Source organism: Salmonella sp. SAL00672 (assembly GCF_046552175.1).
GTDB lineage: Bacteria > Pseudomonadota > Gammaproteobacteria > Enterobacterales > Enterobacteriaceae > Salmonella > Salmonella enterica.
Genome location: NZ_JBGDUQ010000005.1, coordinates 224,140 through 239,896, shown reverse-complemented (window position 1 = coordinate 239,896; position 15,757 = coordinate 224,140). Strand labels below are relative to the sequence as shown.

12 protein-coding genes are annotated in these 15,757 nt (G+C 51.6%); 7 read left to right on the top strand and 5 right to left on the bottom strand.

Annotated features, from left to right (window positions below; genetic code table 11):
* Positions 1–37 precede the first annotated feature (37 nt).
* From ppa to ACLJTG_RS15240, 3 genes are all read left to right on the top strand, one after another.
* Positions 38–568, top strand: a complete 531-nt coding sequence (gene ppa, locus ACLJTG_RS15250; protein WP_000055079.1) for an inorganic diphosphatase — start codon at positions 38–40, stop codon at positions 566–568.
* Positions 569–977: 409 nt separating this feature from the next.
* On the top strand, positions 978–2,141 hold the full coding sequence (locus ACLJTG_RS15245; RefSeq protein WP_172496559.1) for a metallo-dependent hydrolase: 1,164 nt from the start codon (positions 978–980) through the stop codon (positions 2,139–2,141).
* A complete protein-coding gene (locus ACLJTG_RS15240; RefSeq protein WP_039584679.1) occupies positions 2,138–3,346 on the top strand; it encodes an MFS transporter in 1,209 nt (402 codons plus the stop codon). The genes ACLJTG_RS15245 and ACLJTG_RS15240 overlap by 4 nt, the downstream gene beginning before the upstream one ends.
* Positions 3,347–3,399: 53 nt before the next feature.
* Here ACLJTG_RS15240 and ACLJTG_RS15235 read toward each other — a convergent pair whose 3' ends face one another.
* The 3 genes from ACLJTG_RS15235 to tamA are packed head-to-tail and all read right to left on the bottom strand — an operon-like array spanning position 3,400 to position 9,256.
* Positions 3,400–3,744 (bottom strand): gamma-glutamylcyclotransferase, encoded by a 345-nt coding sequence (locus ACLJTG_RS15235; RefSeq protein ID WP_001219167.1) that lies wholly within the window; start codon positions 3,742–3,744, stop codon positions 3,400–3,402.
* A gap of 2 nt (positions 3,745–3,746) precedes the next feature.
* Entirely contained in the window at positions 3,747–7,526 is a 3,780-nt protein-coding gene (tamB, locus tag ACLJTG_RS15230; protein WP_021001073.1) for an autotransporter assembly complex protein TamB, read from the bottom strand.
* A complete protein-coding gene (tamA, locus tag ACLJTG_RS15225) occupies positions 7,523–9,256 on the bottom strand; it encodes an autotransporter assembly complex protein TamA (protein ID WP_001120235.1) in 1,734 nt (577 codons plus the stop codon). Before tamA ends, tamB begins: the two co-directional genes overlap by 4 nt.
* Positions 9,257–9,468: 212 nt before the next feature.
* Here tamA and msrA point away from each other — a divergent pair, with 212 nt between their 5' ends.
* Positions 9,469–10,107 carry a peptide-methionine (S)-S-oxide reductase MsrA gene (gene msrA / locus ACLJTG_RS15220; protein ID WP_000051472.1) on the top strand — a complete coding sequence of 213 codons (639 nt, stop codon included), beginning with the start codon at positions 9,469–9,471 and terminating at the stop codon, positions 10,105–10,107.
* A gap of 182 nt (positions 10,108–10,289) precedes the next feature.
* Positions 10,290–11,633: a hemolysin family protein gene (locus ACLJTG_RS15215; protein WP_000934972.1), complete on the top strand. Its 1,344-nt coding sequence runs from the start codon at positions 10,290–10,292 to the stop codon at positions 11,631–11,633.
* A gap of 84 nt (positions 11,634–11,717) precedes the next feature.
* On the opposite strand, the gene ACLJTG_RS15210 is transcribed toward ACLJTG_RS15215, so the two are convergent.
* On the bottom strand, positions 11,718–11,924 hold the full coding sequence (locus ACLJTG_RS15210; protein ID WP_000689229.1) for a DUF1107 domain-containing protein: 207 nt from the start codon (positions 11,922–11,924) through the stop codon (positions 11,718–11,720).
* 326 nt (positions 11,925–12,250) lie between these two features.
* Here ACLJTG_RS15210 and ACLJTG_RS15205 point away from each other — a divergent pair, with 326 nt between their 5' ends.
* Positions 12,251–12,808 (top strand): YtfJ family protein, encoded by a 558-nt coding sequence (locus tag ACLJTG_RS15205; protein WP_000175302.1) that lies wholly within the window; start codon positions 12,251–12,253, stop codon positions 12,806–12,808.
* Here ACLJTG_RS15205 and cysQ read toward each other — a convergent pair.
* Positions 12,798–13,538, bottom strand: a complete 741-nt coding sequence (gene cysQ / locus ACLJTG_RS15200) for a 3'(2'),5'-bisphosphate nucleotidase CysQ (protein ID WP_079951337.1) — start codon at positions 13,536–13,538, stop codon at positions 12,798–12,800. The genes ACLJTG_RS15205 and cysQ overlap by 11 nt on opposite strands.
* A gap of 267 nt (positions 13,539–13,805) precedes the next feature.
* Between cysQ and ACLJTG_RS15195 the strand changes: the two genes are divergently transcribed.
* Positions 13,806–15,749, top strand: coding sequence for a bifunctional 2',3'-cyclic-nucleotide 2'-phosphodiesterase/3'-nucleotidase (locus ACLJTG_RS15195; protein ID WP_079951338.1), 1,944 nt, complete (start codon positions 13,806–13,808; stop codon positions 15,747–15,749).
* The last annotated feature ends 8 nt before the right edge of the window (positions 15,750–15,757 follow it).

The window sequence follows — 15,757 nt, the reverse complement described above, 5'->3', positions numbered from 1 at the left end:
TCGCCACTTGTTTGTCATAAATTCAAAGGAAACAGACATGAGCTTACTCAACGTCCCGGCGGGTAAAGAACTGCCGGAAGATATCTACGTCGTTATCGAGATCCCGGCTAACGCAGATCCGATCAAATACGAAGTTGACAAAGAGAGCGGCGCGCTGTTCGTTGACCGCTTCATGTCCACCGCGATGTTCTATCCGTGCAACTACGGTTACATCAACCATACCCTGTCTCTGGACGGCGACCCGGTAGACGTTCTGGTCCCGACGCCGTACCCGCTGCAGCCAGGCGCCGTCATCCGTTGCCGTCCGGTTGGCGTACTGAAAATGACCGACGAATCCGGTGAAGATGCGAAACTGGTTGCCGTACCGCACACCAAACTGAGCAAAGAGTACGATCACATTAAAGATGTGAACGATCTGCCGGAACTGCTGAAAGCGCAGATCACTCATTTCTTCGAGCATTATAAAGATCTCGAAAAAGGCAAATGGGTGAAAGTTGACGGTTGGGACAACGCCGAAGCGGCTAAAGCGGAAATCGTTGCCTCCTTCGAGCGCGCAGCGAAGAAATAAGTTCGCTTTTACATAAGCGTCAAGATAAAGGCTCTCATAGTAATGAGGGCCTTTTTATTGGCTAATGAATAGAACACAGTTTTTATCATTATTAATTTAACATTCACGGAATGAATAATACTTTACCTGATTTTTTATTAAAAAGGGTTGAATACGCTCACGGTTTCTCTAAAAAGCTTAAGATAATAATTGTTTTGTGAATGCCCCCAGACTCCCATGGACTTACGCCCTAAATATTAGCAAGCGCTAAATTCTTATTTAGTGCATAAGCCCGATTACCTTTTTAATAAGGTATCCTAAGCTCTCCCTACCAATAACCGTATTTTTAATCCAACATAACATCCGCTCAAAACACACTTTTTAATATATTTTTAAGGGCTGCCATAATTATTTACTACTTTAAGAGATTATGATGAAAAATGATATATTAATTACCGGTGGACATATCATCGATCCCGCTCGTAATATTAATGAGATTAACAAGTTACGCATCATTAACGATATTATCGTTGATGCCGATAAATATCCTGTAACTTCGGAGACCCGAATTATCCATGCCGACGGCATGATCGTCACTCCCGGTCTTATCGATTATCACGCGCATGTTTTTTATGACGCGACGGAAGGCGGCGTCAGGCCTGATATGTACATGCCGCCGAATGGCGTCACCACCGTCGTGGATGCAGGTTCTGCCGGTACGGCAAACTTTGATGCCTTCTACCGAACGGTGATTTGCGCCAGCAAAGTTCGAATCAAAGCGTTTCTGACCGTGTCGCCGCCGGGCCAAACCTGGTCACAAGAAAATTATGATCCTGACAATATTGATGAAAATAAGATCCACGCGCTGTTTCGCCAGTATCGCAACGTTCTTCAGGGATTAAAACTCAAGGTTCAGACTGAGGACATTGCTGAATATGGCTTAAAACCGCTGACTGAATCCCTTCGTATTGCCAACGATTTAAAGTGTCCCGTGGCAATACACTCGACTCATCCCATCGTTCCCATGAAAGAACTTGTCTCCTTGCTACGCCGCGGCGATATTATCGCTCATGCGTTTCACGGCAAAGGTAGCACCATTCTTACTGATGAAGGCGCTGTCTTAGCCGAAGTCCGTCAGGCAAGGGAAAGAGGCGTTATATTTGATGCCGCCAATGGTCGCAGCCATTTTTCAATGAACACGGCACGCCGGGCCATCGCCAATGGCTTTCTTCCGGATATCATCAGTAGCGATCTCTCAACCATCACTAAACTCGCCTGGCCTGTTTATGCCTTACCATGGATTTTATCGAAATATTTAGCACTCGGCGTCGCGCTTACCGATGTCATTAACGCCTGTACCCATACCCCAGCAGTTTTATTGGGCATGGCAGCAGAAATTGGTACGCTGGCCCCTGGGGCATTTGCCGATATCGCCATCTTTAAATTAAAAAACAGGCATGTTGAATTTGCCGATATTCATGGTGAAACGCTCACGGGGACGCATGTGCTGGTACCACAAATGACCATAAAATCCGGTGAGATATTATTTCGTCAAATTGATTTTGGCGCGCGGCCAAACGGAGTTGAAAAATGACCTCAATGCAAAAATGGCTACGGATCGGCGCGACATTAATGTTCGGCCTTTTTGTTGCTTATCTTGACCGTTCTAATCTTTCCGTTACGTTACCTACGATTACACACGACCTGAATATTGATGGCGCAACGGCCAGCATTGTATTAACCATATTTCTTATTGGCTATGCCTTTTCAAATATTTTTGGCGGCGTATTTACCCAGCGATACGATCCGAAAAAAATAGTCATTCTGATGGTGCTAATCTGGTCGATTGCGACCGTTTTTGTCGGATTTACCTCGTCAGTGTATGTTATTTTGATTTGTCGGCTAGTGCTTGGCATTACCGAAGGCATTTATTGGCCGCAGCAGTCCCGCTTCGCCAGCGACTGGTTTTCAGACAAAGAACGGACGCAGGCGAACAGCATTATCCAGTATTATGGACAGTTCCTGGCATTAGGCCTGGGGTTTATGATTTTGTCCCCGCTGGATGCTGCCTTCGGTTGGCGAAATGTTTTTATTATCACTGGTGTGATCGGCATTGTTGTTGTGGTTCCACTTTATATAACAATGCTGAAAAAACAGGAAGAAGCGCCTTATTATCGTGCGCCGGCGCCAACAGAGAAAACTAAACTTACCCTGGAATCGCTGGGCGGCCCCCCCTTCCTACTCCTTATTTTTACCTACATCACTCAAGGGATGTTGTTCTGGGGAATTACGTTATGGATACCCATGGTTGTCAATTCTCTCGGCTATACCGGATTCAGTAAAGCATTGGTCAGTTCTCTGCCTTATCTGACTGCGGTTATACTGGCAATCCCTATCTCATGGATCAGTGATAAGACACAAAAGCGTGTACTTATTGCTTCACTGGGCCTACTAATCCCCGGCGTGATGTTATTTCTCCTGCCATTTGTCGATGCGCCGGGCTTTAAAATCACGCTCATTACCCTGGCGATGGGTTATTATGCCGCCAGCTTTACCCCCAATATCTGGTCGATTATCCAGTCGAACGTTAAACCCCATGCGATTGGCCCAGCCTCCGGTATTATTAATGGCATCGGCGCCGGCGGCGGCGGTACGTTGGCAGGCCTAATGGTCGGCTATTTTTACCGGACAACCGGCAGCTATATGCAGGGATTTATGGTTCTCGGATGCATTGTTATCCTGGGCGGCGCGTCATTATTGATCTACGGCAGAATAAGAGCTCATCGTGCCCGGCGCTAGCGCCATCAGCCAGAATGTAAAAAACAACGCCACCCGAAGGTGGCGTGTTCAGTTCAGGGCTGGTTTCTGTCTAACCAGTCACCGCTTTCAATCAGAGTTAACCCATCAACAGGACGTTGATATACATACATCCATGCGCTGCCGTAAGGCGTCTGGATTAACTGGCGTGCGTATTCACCGCCCCTGGTGCGCAAAGCATCAAGTTCGGCCAGCGTGGCGTTATCAATTCGATAAACTTCACCGTATACCGCTCCGTTTCCCGGAACTGCGCCTGGATAGTGGCCCAGACTATACAACTGGTAGTTATCGATACGGTAATCGCCAAGCAATTGGGCATTGGTCATCCAGTGACTGTTGCCTTGTTTCTGTCGTAAACTGCCATAGACAAATATTCGCATTGCTAAAACTCAAACTGATAGAGCAAATCAAGTGCCTGATCTACGCCAGACACTGCTTCCAGATATAGCTTAGGCATCAGGCGATAACGTAACGTGAGCGTCGCCAGAGAGTCAAATATCCCTACACCATACTTCACCTGTAGACCCGGCAGTACATAGCCGCTGACCACAACCTGGGACGAATCGCCCACCCCTTGCGTGTCCAGCGCCAGATTACTTACACCGAATGTCTCTCCGATTTTACCCACAACCTGACCACTTTGCGCAACCCCCAGGCCAATAAGCATGGAAGTCATTGCTGCGCTATCACTCTGATTGCTGTCCAACCCCTGCCCACGCAGCAGATAAGAAAGCGCTTCAGCCTGCGGCATCGCCGGATCGGAGAAGATTTCCGCTTTGGGTTCATCAGCAGTGCCTGTGACGCGCACACCCGCAATGACATCGTCTTCGGTGGCGTCAGGGTTACGGATCGCTTCGATATTGAGCAACGGCTGATCCGGCGGGCCGGAGAACAGCAGCTCGCCTTTACGGACAAGCAGGTCCTGGCCGTAGGCGCGGAATCGGCCGTCAGGAATATTGATTTGACCATTCAGCCCCAGCCCCTGCTTATCCTGCGCGACTTTCAAATCGCCGGTCAAACGCGCTTTAAGCCCGAAGGCGTCGATACGCACGTTGTTGCCGACGTGAACCGTCAGATTACTGTTGATGGGAATAGACGCTGTCTGCGGCGTTTCTGGTTGCAGGTCATTATTGAGCATAACCACATCGCTGGAGACGCCAACCGCACTCTCTGGCAGGTCGTGCACCACAATTCGCGCCCACGGAACGTCCACACGCCCATCCAACGTGAACAGCGAAGGCGTCGCGTCAAAGACCACATCCGGCGAGACATCCAGGCGCACCATCGGCGGAACGGTAATCCGCACCCGGCTGCCTTTCGCCGTCACCCGCGCGCGCCAGTTGTCAATCTGGCTCCAGTCGGCGTTGCCGTTCAGGTTAATTTGCCCTTGTTGTGTTCGCACGATACCGGCGAGCGTCGAACGCGTCCCGCTAAAGTTCATGGTGAGCTGGCTCGGCTGCATCTCAAACGGCATAAAATTACCGTCAATATCCAGCGCGCTAAGCTGCAACTGACCAAACAACTGCGGGCTTTGTACATCGCCGCCCAAGCGTAGTCTGGCGTTTAACATTCCCGCCGCTTTTTCGCCGCGCGAAAAGACAGGGTTGACCATCGCCAGATTGAGATTGCGCATGTTGACGTTACCGCCGAGATTGCGCCGCCCCTGAGGATCGGTTACCTGCACCTGGCCATCGAATTGACCATTGTTCGTCAGGCGAATCAGCCATCCCAGCTCGGCGCGATTATTGTGCAGATCGGCGCTGAGGTTCAGCGTCTCAAACGCGACAGGTAACGGCGCGTCATTGACGGTCTGCGTGACCTTCACATTACGACCGGAAAGCGTGACCTTCCCCTGCGGCAATCCCTCTTGGGTGGTGTCCCACGACACGTCCGCTTTCCCGCTAAAGATCCCGCTGGCCTGAGTGGTATCAGGCATAAATGGCTTCAGCATCGCCAGATCAAAGCGGTTGAGATTGACCACCGCCCGCCCTGCGGCGCCCGCATCAATGGTTTGCGGGATGCACAGCTCGGCGTTCGGGTTCAGCCAACAATGCGGCCCGATACTGATTTTCTGTTCTTTATTACGGTAGTCCAGCGCAATCGCGCGGGTCAACGCCCATGGCCCCACTGGCGTCTGGAAACGGGTGTCGCTTAACGTCCCTTTCCAGCGCGCCGCCTCGCGATCAAAACTGCCTGTCAGGGAGAGTTGACCGGATACCGGTTCTCCCTGAACACGGAGCTGTAGCTGATGCTGCTTCTCGCTGCCTTTGGCGTCAAGCGTCACCAGATTGATGTTAACGTCGGGTTGCGAAATCCGCTCTACGCGAACGTTGAGATGGCCCGCTATCTGATCGGTGGATTTAATATCACCCTCAATGCGCGCCTGGGCGACAGACAGTTCCTGCCAGCGCAAGCCGCGGGCGGTGATATCCGCCAACAGCTGCGGCGCTTCTACCGTACCGCGGACTTTAACGATTCCTTTTGCCATGCCGCCCAGCCCTGGCAGCGCATTATCCAGCCCTGGCGCATCAATGGCGGCGTCAAGATTCAGCTCCTTAACGCCAAGCTCGCCTTTTATATCGGCGCTGTTTGGGCCCAGCGCAAGGTGCAGCCCCGGGATCGTCCACTGCATGTAGCTGTTGCCCTTTAGCGTCCCGTTGACGTTAACGCTGTTCTGCTTCACATTACCGGTCAGCTTGAGCTCCGGGACATCCATCTGCCAGGTGCCGCCGTAGAGGCTGCCTTTGGTTTTCATGACGCCGTTAAGCTTCGCGGGCCAGTCCGGGATCTCTTTAGCGGTATTGATGCCATTTAGCGTCAGTTCGCCGCGCCAGCTAATCGCCTGCTGCCAGTCCACCAGCGCTTTCAGTTCGGTTTTTCCCTCCAGAGCGGCGACGGTGAGTTTATCGAGATTAATCTGCCGCTCATTCCCTTTGGCATCCAGCGTGATGGTCGCCGGCGGAATATCTTGTCCTTTCACGGCGGTTCGCATCGACAACGTATAGTCGGTCATCTTACCGCTCAGTTTGAGCTTCAGATCGTCAGCCTGAAACTGGGTATCACCCGTCAATGGCCAGGCAATGCGTTGGCTGACGACTTCAAGATTGAGCGGTAAACCGGCCTCCGCCAGCCGCGTCTGGGCGCGAAGCGCGACATCCATCGGCCCGGAAAGGTTCACCCCGACCTCCAGTTGTTCGCGTAACGCGCCGCCGACCTTGAGTTTTATCTTTTCACCCTTTAGCGGATCGATATTCAGCGTACTGTTGAGCGTAATATCAACCGGCCAGTTATTGGCGAGCTGCGCCGTACCGGAGGCTTTCACCGTGCCCTGGTTGGCGTCGATATCCAGAGTATCCAGCTTCATATTACCGTCGATACTGCTGACTTTAAGCAGCATCGTGCGCACCGTCAGATCGGTATCGCCGGTGATGCGTAGCTGCTCGCCGCGAAATGACTCGATATTCAGATTGAGCGGCAGGTGAACATCGGTCATCTCCGGCATTACTGGTTTTGCAAACAGATCTTTTAGCGTTTCGCCAAGCGGCTTTTCATCCGGTTGAGGTTTCTCGATTTTGGGTTCAACCACCTCTTCCTGCGCCACGTCAGCGACCTTCGGCAGCGCGATCAGCAATCCCTGAAGCCGCGTCGGTTTCAGGGTCAGGTTTTTCTCCTGCCATGCCAGCCCGGAGGTAAAATCCAGCACCGAAACGGTAGTGTCATCAATCTTGATATTGATGTTATTCAACGCCACGCGCGACAGCGTGATGGGCCAGGGCGTGGAGAGGTTCAGCGGTCCGCTTTCTTCCTCTTCTTGCGCCGGTTCGGAGGGTGGCATTTTTTTGCTGTCGATAGCGACATTAATGTCTTTTAGCGCCAGATCATTGACGCACAGGCTACTGCGCCACAGGCAATCAAGCCCGACGGCCAGATGAATTTCGCCCGCATTCACCGCAACGCCCGGCTGCTCATAGCGGATATTTTTTAACGATAAGTCCCGCCAGCCGCCGGTGACCTGCCCAATCTCCAGCCCCGGCACCCAGCGGTTCGCCGCACTGAATACCAGATGCAGCCCCGTCGTCGTCCCGACCAGAAACGCAACGCTCGCCAGTAACACCACAATGAAAATCAACACGCCGAGGCTTATTTTCTTCCATAAACTCATAATTCAGGCCCCAGACCGATATAAAACTGTAAACCGTGTTCGTCTTTGTCGCCGACCGGTACGGCAAAATCGAGTTTGATAGGCCCAACCGGCGACGCCCAGCGCACGCCGACCCCGGTCCCGGTTTTGAAATCGCTACGGCGAATATCACTCACCGCCTCGCCGCTATCGACAAACACTGCCCCCCACCATTTGCCAGTGACGTTATACTGGTACTCCAGCGATCCGGTTGCCAGTTTTGAGGCGCCTTTAAGATTGCCGTCGCTATCTTTAGGCGAAATAGATTTGTATTTATAGCCGCGAATACTGCGGTCGCCCCCGGCGAAGAAACGTAAATCCGGCGGAACTTTGTCGAAATCACCGGTTTCTATCCAGCCCAAATTGGCGCGCATCACAAAACGGTGGCGATCGTACAAAGTCCGAATCCAGACGTTTTGCGCCTGCAGCACGGAGAAATCCACGTCGGAGCCCCAGGCCGTATTCGAATAGTCTACTGAATAGCGCTGCGAATCGCCCCAGGTTGGCATCAGTCCCCCTCGCGAGCGGGTTCGGCTGATCATCACGCCCGGGTAGAACAGCATGGTGGTATTGGTGACGTTCCCCTGGGTAAAGTGGTCGAAACTCCAGCGCAGGTTAATCGCCCGCTGCCAACCACTGGAAAGGTCCCAGTAACGCGACACGGCAAGCGTGGTCGAGTCCTGCTCCGTATCATTCAAATCGGTACGTTTAAAACCGCCCTGTACCAGATAGTATTGCTCCAGCGGGTTTTTCAGCAGCGGCATTTTATAACTAAAATCCAGCACCTGTTCCGGCGCAGAAATACTGGTGCTGGTGGTCAGACTATGACCGTAAGAGTTCATCCACGGTTTTTTCCACGACGCTTTCACGCGCGGCCCGACGTCGGTGGAGTACCCCACCCCGGTTTCAATCGTATTTTCGGTTCGCGGCGATACCACGCCTTTTAACGGCAGAATTTTTGTTTTACGCGATTTCTCAAATTCCGGCGCCACCACGACAGAATTAAACCATCCGGTAGCGGAAAGTCGGCGGTTTAGTTCCGCCAAATCTTTCGATTCGTACTCATCGCCCTCTTTAAACGGCAACAGATTTTGTAAATATTCATCACGAATCTGCGAACCTTCGAAGGTGACAGGTCCGAAGCGATAGCGCTCACCGCTATCATAATCAATATCCCAAAACGCCTGATGGCGGCCCAGAGCAATTCCCAACTGACTTTTAACGAATTCGCTGTCGAAATAGCCTTTACGTAGCGACACGCTGGTTAACGACTTTTTAAAATTGTCATAGTCTCCCTGGTTCAGCACCGTGCCGATTGCCGGACGCGTTTTCAGTAAGGCCAGATAATCTTTGTCCGTGCGCGCGCCGCCGCGTAAAATGACTTCTGTACCGCCAATCAACACCGGCTGGCCGGGCGTAACCCTGGCGATTAATACCTGCCGTCCTTTCGCAGGCGGTGGAAGCAAGTCGAATTTGATAGTGGGTTCGTAATAGCCTAACGCTTTAAGCCCTTCGCGAATCGCATCATCAACTCGGGCGCGAAAGCGCCGATCCGGCGTCACCTCATCGCTCTGAATCGTAGAGAGCTGTGCGCGAACGTTTTTTTCCAGCTCTCCGGATAGCCCTTCGACTTTCAGACGAACATTTGCGGCTACCGCAGAACTGCTCAGGCACAGTAAGCTAACCCAACATAACTGACGGATATGTGGCACATTTTCTCCTGAATATCCCCTATTCCCACCCCTGGAAAAAATCACACTACCGCTCCGCGGCTTAACATAAAATCAACAATTTCGATTGAAAAGCAGACGACTGCCCAAATATTTCTTATGGTTAAATCCAGATACATTAATGTTGTTATTGTGTGCAAAGATGCGTCTCGTTACAACCTTAACGCCAATTAACGCTTTCGGGAGAATAGCTCATGAGTTTATTTGATAAAAAACATCTGGTTACTCAAGCAGATGCGTTACCAGGACGCAACACCCCGATGCCGATCGCCACTCTGCATGCGGTAAATGAACACTCTATGACCAATGTCCCTGCCGGGATGGAGATCGCCTACTTCGCTATGGGCTGTTTCTGGGGCGTAGAACGTTTATTCTGGCAATTGCCCGGCGTATATAGCACTGCGGCAGGGTATGCAGGCGGTTACACGCCTAATCCAACCTACCGGGAAGTCTGCTCCGGGCAGACCGGTCATGCCGAAGCGGTACGGATAGTGTACGATCCTGCCGTTATCAGTTATGAGCAGCTTTTACAGACCTTCTGGGAAAATCACGATCCGACGCAGGGGATGCAACAAGGTAACGATCACGGTACGCAATACCGTTCTGCGATTTATCCCTTAACGCCGGAACAGAATGCCGCCGCTCACGCCAGTCGCGAGCGCTTTCAGTCGGCAATGACCGCCGCCGGAGACCATCGCCCTATTACCACGGAAATCGCCCATGCGACGCCGTTTTACTACGCCGAAGATGAACACCAACAGTATCTGCACAAAAATCCATACGGTTACTGCGGGATTGGCGGGATCGGCGTTTGCCTGCCGCCTGACGCGTGACGACGCTGGCGTAGGGGGAACTTGTCGGAGTTGAAAATGAACCCTCTGGCGACTTTACAGTAGCTTACGCTATACTAGCCCTGAACTTATCGGCTCACTGCTACGAGCCGGTTTTCATTAAACGTTACCACACGGATTTATAAACTTCCCTTCCGAGGATCTGGCGTTTCGCCGGATAAGATATGTTAAACAGTATATTCATTATATTCTGCCTGATCGCTGTAAGTGCGTTCTTCTCCATCTCCGAGATCTCGCTTGCCGCATCACGTAAGATTAAACTTAAGCTATTAGCTGATGAAGGCAGTATCAACGCACAACGCGTATTGAAAATGCAGGAAAATCCCGGCATGTTTTTCACCGTTGTGCAAATTGGCCTGAACGCCGTCGCTATTCTTGGCGGTATCGTCGGCGATGCGGCATTTTCGCCCGCCTTTTCCGCCCTTTTCTCGCACTATATGTCGCCAGAACTCTCCGAGCAGTTGAGCTTTATTCTCTCCTTCTCGCTGGTGACGGGGCTGTTTATCCTGTTCGCGGATTTAACCCCGAAACGCATCGGTATGATTGCGCCAGAAGCTGTGGCTTTGCGTATCATCAACCCGATGCGCTTCTGCCTGTTCGTTTTTCGCCCGCTGGTGTGGCTGTTTAACGGCATGGCAAACAACATCTTCCGCCTGTTCAAAATTCCAATGGTGCGGAAAGACGACATTACTTCTGATGATATTTACGCAGTGGTGGAAGCCGGCGCGCTGGCGGGCGTCTTGCGCAAGCAAGAGCACGAACTGATTGAAAATGTGTTTGAACTTGAATCCCGCACCGTACCGTCTTCTATGACGTCGCGCGAAAGTATCATCTGGTTTGATCTGCACGAAGACGAACAAAGCCTGAAGAAAAAGGTCGCCGAACATCCGCACTCAAAATTTTTGGTGTGTAATGAAGATATCGACCACATCATCGGCTATGTAGACTCCAAAGATCTGCTGAATCGCGTGCTGGCGAACCAAAGTATGGCGCTGAATAGCGGCGTGCAAATTCGCAATACCTTGATTGTGCCGGATACGCTGACCCTTTCTGAGGCGCTGGAAAGTTTCAAAACGGCGGGCGAAGATTTCGCGGTCATTATGAATGAATACGCGCTGGTCGTCGGTATCATTACGCTGAACGATGTGATGACCACGCTAATGGGTGACCTGGTCGGCCAGGGACTGGAAGAGCAAATTGTGGCGCGCGATGAAAATTCCTGGCTGGTTGACGGCGGCACGCCGATTGACGACGTCATGCGCGTGCTGGATATCGATGAGTTTCCGCAATCCGGCAACTATGAAACCATTGGCGGCTTTATGATGTTTATGCTGCGCAAGATCCCAAAACGCACTGATTCGGTGAAGTTTTCCGGCTACAAATTTGAAGTGGTGGATATCGACAACTACCGTATCGATCAGTTGCTGGTGACGCGTCTCGACAATAAAAGCAACGTACCGGCGCCGAAACTGCCCGATGCAAAAGACAAAGAAGACAGCGCGGCCTGAAATCCGTTTGCCAGAAACATCAACGGCTCCTGATTCAGGAGCCGTTTTTTTTTACTTTTTTAACCTACTGCATAGCACTTTTGGTTACGCCATCTCAGTTTGCAGACGCATAACCTGACGGTTAACTTCAGACATCACAGACAAGTGCTGCTTGTCTCTCACTTTTGGGATAAGAATCTTACCCTTATCGAACTCAAAAGCGCCAACATCCTTGATATATAACCGTCCACGGAACAGGATCTTCACGTACTTCGCCACCTGTAGCGGGTTGTAGCGTTGGAAAATTTTCATTGTTGTCTCCTGCAGAGTATTACGCCCTTGCGGTGCCACAATCAGCCCAACAGTTTTAAGGCGCAAATTTTAATGCCATATGACTATAGACCATATCTACGTCGTTTCCAGTGTGCATAAGTATATTTACCTTTTGATTACAGTTATTCAGAATTATCTAAACATCAGCTCATTTTTCTCAGTATATGCCTTCATTTTTCACAGGAAGTGTGCGCCCGCCCGCAAACTGGCATCCCCTTTGCGGGAAAAAGCATCAATCGCACATATGATTAACTATCGGCCCAAAGTGGTCGGATCACCTGCAAAAAAATAAAGAAGGAATGACCATGACCCTACGTAAAATTCTGGCGATGTCGTGTCTGCTACTCCCCATAATGGCTTGTGCGCATAACCTTGAAGTTAACCAACGGGTGCCGCCGGTAGGCATTGCCGACCGTGGCGAACTGACGTTGAATAAAGATGAGTTTAGTTATAAAAACTGGAATAGCGCGCAGCTGGCGGGAAAAGTGCGCGTCCTGCTGCACATTGCGGGTCGAACGTCAGCGAAGGAAAAAAACGCCACGCTGATTGAAGCGATTAAATCCGCCGGGCTTCCGCATGACAGATACCAGACGACCACAATTGTGAACACCGATGATGCGATCCCAGGCTCCGGTATGTTCGTGCGTAGCAGTATAGAAAGTAATAAAAAGCTCTACCCGTGGTCGCAATTTATTGTCGACAGCAATGGCGTGGCGCGTAACGCCTGGCAATTAAAAGAAGAGGGGTCCGCCGTCATCGTGCTTGACAAAGACGGTCGGGTTCAATGGGTGAAAGATGGCGCGTTAACCCAGCAAGAGGTACAGCAGGTGGTCGACCTGCTGCATAAGCTCCTCAGTAAATAGTCACCCGGAAGCCGGGGTTAAGGAACGACTCACGAGGGGTATAGTCCAGCGTTTTTCCCTGCCAGTCGTGAACGTGCGCCCCGGCTGCAACAGCAATGGCATGACCTGCGGCAGTGTCCCAGACGCTGGTCGGCCCAAATCTGGGGTAAAGCTGCGCCTGGCCTTCCGCCACAAGGCAGAATTTCAGCGAGGAACCAATAGAGGTTGTCTGATGTTCGCCAAGCTGTTGGAGATATTCGGTGAGTTCATCATCCGCATGCGAACGGCTAATCACCACCAGCGGCGGGCGGGCATCCCGGACCTGAATCTGCTTACGCACCCCGCACTCCTCTTTCCAGGCCTTACCTTCCGCCGCGTAGTACATCACTTTCAGCACCGGCGCATAGACCACGCCCAACACCGGTTTGCCCTGCTCAATCAGCGCGATATTGACCGTGAATTCGCCATTGCGCTTGATGAACTCCTTGGTGCCGTCGAGCGGATCGACCAGCCAGTAACGCTGCCAGTGCTGGCGCACTTCCCAGGCGGGCGGATCTTCTTCTGAAAGCACCGGAATATCCGGCGTGAGCGTGCGTAACCCTTCGAGAATCACGGTATGTGCGGCGATATCCGCCGCAGTGACTGGAGAATCGTCCTGCTTGCGGGCGTACTCCATCGGTTTGGCTCCATCATAAACCTGCATAATAGCATCACCCGCGTTCCGTGCAAGCTGGCATACTTGTTCTAACATTCTCCACCTCTTTATGACAGGGGCGTTAACTCGTTGTTTTACTTATACCCGATCGTTAAGGGTTCCGCCAACTGTGATACCGTCTGCGGTTTTGATAATACCTTTCATGGCATGATTCACCCTTCTGTGAACACTCGCAAAAAATCGGCCGGATGGGGCAGTTTCGCCTTCTTCTGGCGACGGTCGGAACGATATCGGGTTTCACTGTTTATCATCGCTATTTTTCACTATCCGGCTTTTCTATTGCGTTCTTAAAAGGTGCCTCTGATGATTAAGTTTAGTGCAACGCTTCTGGCTACGCTGATCGCCGCCAGCGTGAATGCGGCTACCGTCGATCTCCGTATCATGGAAACTACTGATTTACATAGCAACATGATGGATTTCGATTATTACAAGGATACCGCAACCGAAAAATTCGGATTGGTACGTACCGCAAGTTTGATTCATGCCGCCCGAAATGAAGTCAAAAACAGCGTGCTGGTGGATAACGGCGACCTGATTCAGGGGAGCCCTCTGGGCGATTATATGGCGGCAAAAGGGCTCAAAGACGGTGATGTTCACCCGGTCTATAAAGCTCTCAACACTCTGGATTACGCGGTTGGAAACCTCGGCAACCATGAGTTTAATTATGGTCTGGACTATCTGCATAACGCGCTGGCCGGCGCGAAATTCCCTTATGTTAACGCCAATATTATCGACGTTAAAACCCAAAAGCCGCTCTTTACGCCTTATCTGATTAAAGAGACGAGCGTTATTGATAAAGACGGCCACCCGCAAACTCTGAAAATAGGCTATATCGGCTTTGTTCCGCCGCAAATCATGATTTGGGATAAAGCGAATCTGAGCGGCAAAGTTACCGTCAATGACATTACGGAAACCGCCCGGAAATATGTGCCCGAAATGCGCAAGAAAGGCGCTGATATCGTGGTAGTCATTGCTCACTCAGGCCTTTCTGCCGATCCGTACCACAGCATGGCGGAAAACTCGGTTTATTACCTCAGCGAAGTTCCCGGCGTCGACGCGATTATGTTTGGCCACGCCCACGCCGTCTTCCCCGGTAAAGATTTTGCCGACATCAAAGGCGCGGATATCGCCAAAGGTACGCTTAACGGCATTCCTGCGGTAATGCCTGGCATGTGGGGCGACCATCTGGGAGTGGTCGATCTGGTGCTCAATAACGACAGCGGCAAATGGCAGGTTACGCAGGCGAAAGCGGAAGCGCGGCCTATTTACGACGCCGCCGCTAAAAAGTCGCTGGCGGCGGAAGACAGTAAGCTGGTCGGTATTCTGAAAGCCGATCACGATGCCACCCGCGAGTTTGTCAGCAAGCCCATCGGCAAGTCCGCCGATAACATGTACAGTTATCTTGCTCTGGTGCAGGACGATCCTACCGTACAGGTGGTGAATAACGCGCAAAAAGCGTATGTGGAACACTTTATTCAGGGCGATCCGGATCTGGCGAAACTGCCGGTGCTGTCCGCCGCCGCGCCGTTTAAAGTTGGCGGGCGTAAGAACGATCCTGCCAGCTTTGTCGAGGTGGAAAAAGGCCAGTTGACCTTCCGTAACGCCGCCGATCTTTATCTCTATCCGAATACGCTGGTGGTGGTGAAAGCCAGCGGCAAGGAGGTAAAAGAGTGGCTGGAATGTTCTGCCGGACAGTTTAATCAGATTGATATTCACAGCAACAAACCGCAATCGTTGATCAATTGGGATGGCTTTCGCACCTATAATTTCGATGTCATTGACGGCGTGAATTATCAAATCGATGTGTCACAGCCCGCCCGCTATGATGGCGAATGCCAGATGGTGAATCCGCAGGCGGAACGTATTAAAAACCTGACCTTTAACGGTAAGCCTGTCGACCCGAACGCTACGTTCCTGGTCGCCACGAATAACTATCGCGCTTACGGCGGCAAGTTTGCCGGCACGGGCGACAGCCATATCGCCTTTGCGTCTCCGGATGAAAATCGCGCCGTGCTGGCGGCATGGATTGGCGCAGAGTCAAAACGCGCGGGCGAAATCCATCCGGCGGCGGATAATAACTGGCGTCTGGCGCCAATCCACAGCGATACGACGCTGGATATCCGCTTTGAAACATCGCCAGGCGATAAAGCCGCGGCCTTCATTAAAGCGAAAGGACAGTATCCGATGAAGAAGGTTGCTGTCGATGATATCGGTTTTGCCATTTATCAGGTGGATTTGAGCAAGTAACGTGAGTC

Bases quoted from the DNA above. Each gene is read 5' to 3' on its own strand.
- ppa (WP_000055079.1), top strand. From the start codon at position 38: ATGAGCTTACTCAACGTCCCGGCGGGTAAAGAACTGCCGGAAGATATC.
- ACLJTG_RS15245 (WP_172496559.1), top strand. From the start codon at position 978: ATGATGAAAAATGATATATTAATTACCGGTGGACATATCATCGATCCC.
- ACLJTG_RS15240 (WP_039584679.1), top strand. From the start codon at position 2,138: ATGACCTCAATGCAAAAATGGCTACGGATCGGCGCGACATTAATGTTC.
- ACLJTG_RS15235 (WP_001219167.1), bottom strand. From the start codon at position 3,744: ATGCGAATATTTGTCTATGGCAGTTTACGACAGAAACAAGGCAACAGT.
- tamB (WP_021001073.1), bottom strand. From the start codon at position 7,526: ATGAGTTTATGGAAGAAAATAAGCCTCGGCGTGTTGATTTTCATTGTG.
- msrA (WP_000051472.1), top strand. From the start codon at position 9,469: ATGAGTTTATTTGATAAAAAACATCTGGTTACTCAAGCAGATGCGTTA.
- ACLJTG_RS15215 (WP_000934972.1), top strand. From the start codon at position 10,290: ATGTTAAACAGTATATTCATTATATTCTGCCTGATCGCTGTAAGTGCG.
- ACLJTG_RS15210 (WP_000689229.1), bottom strand. From the start codon at position 11,924: ATGAAAATTTTCCAACGCTACAACCCGCTACAGGTGGCGAAGTACGTG.
- ACLJTG_RS15205 (WP_000175302.1), top strand. From the start codon at position 12,251: ATGACCCTACGTAAAATTCTGGCGATGTCGTGTCTGCTACTCCCCATA.
- cysQ (WP_079951337.1), bottom strand. From the start codon at position 13,538: ATGTTAGAACAAGTATGCCAGCTTGCACGGAACGCGGGTGATGCTATT.
- ACLJTG_RS15195 (WP_079951338.1), top strand. From the start codon at position 13,806: ATGATTAAGTTTAGTGCAACGCTTCTGGCTACGCTGATCGCCGCCAGC.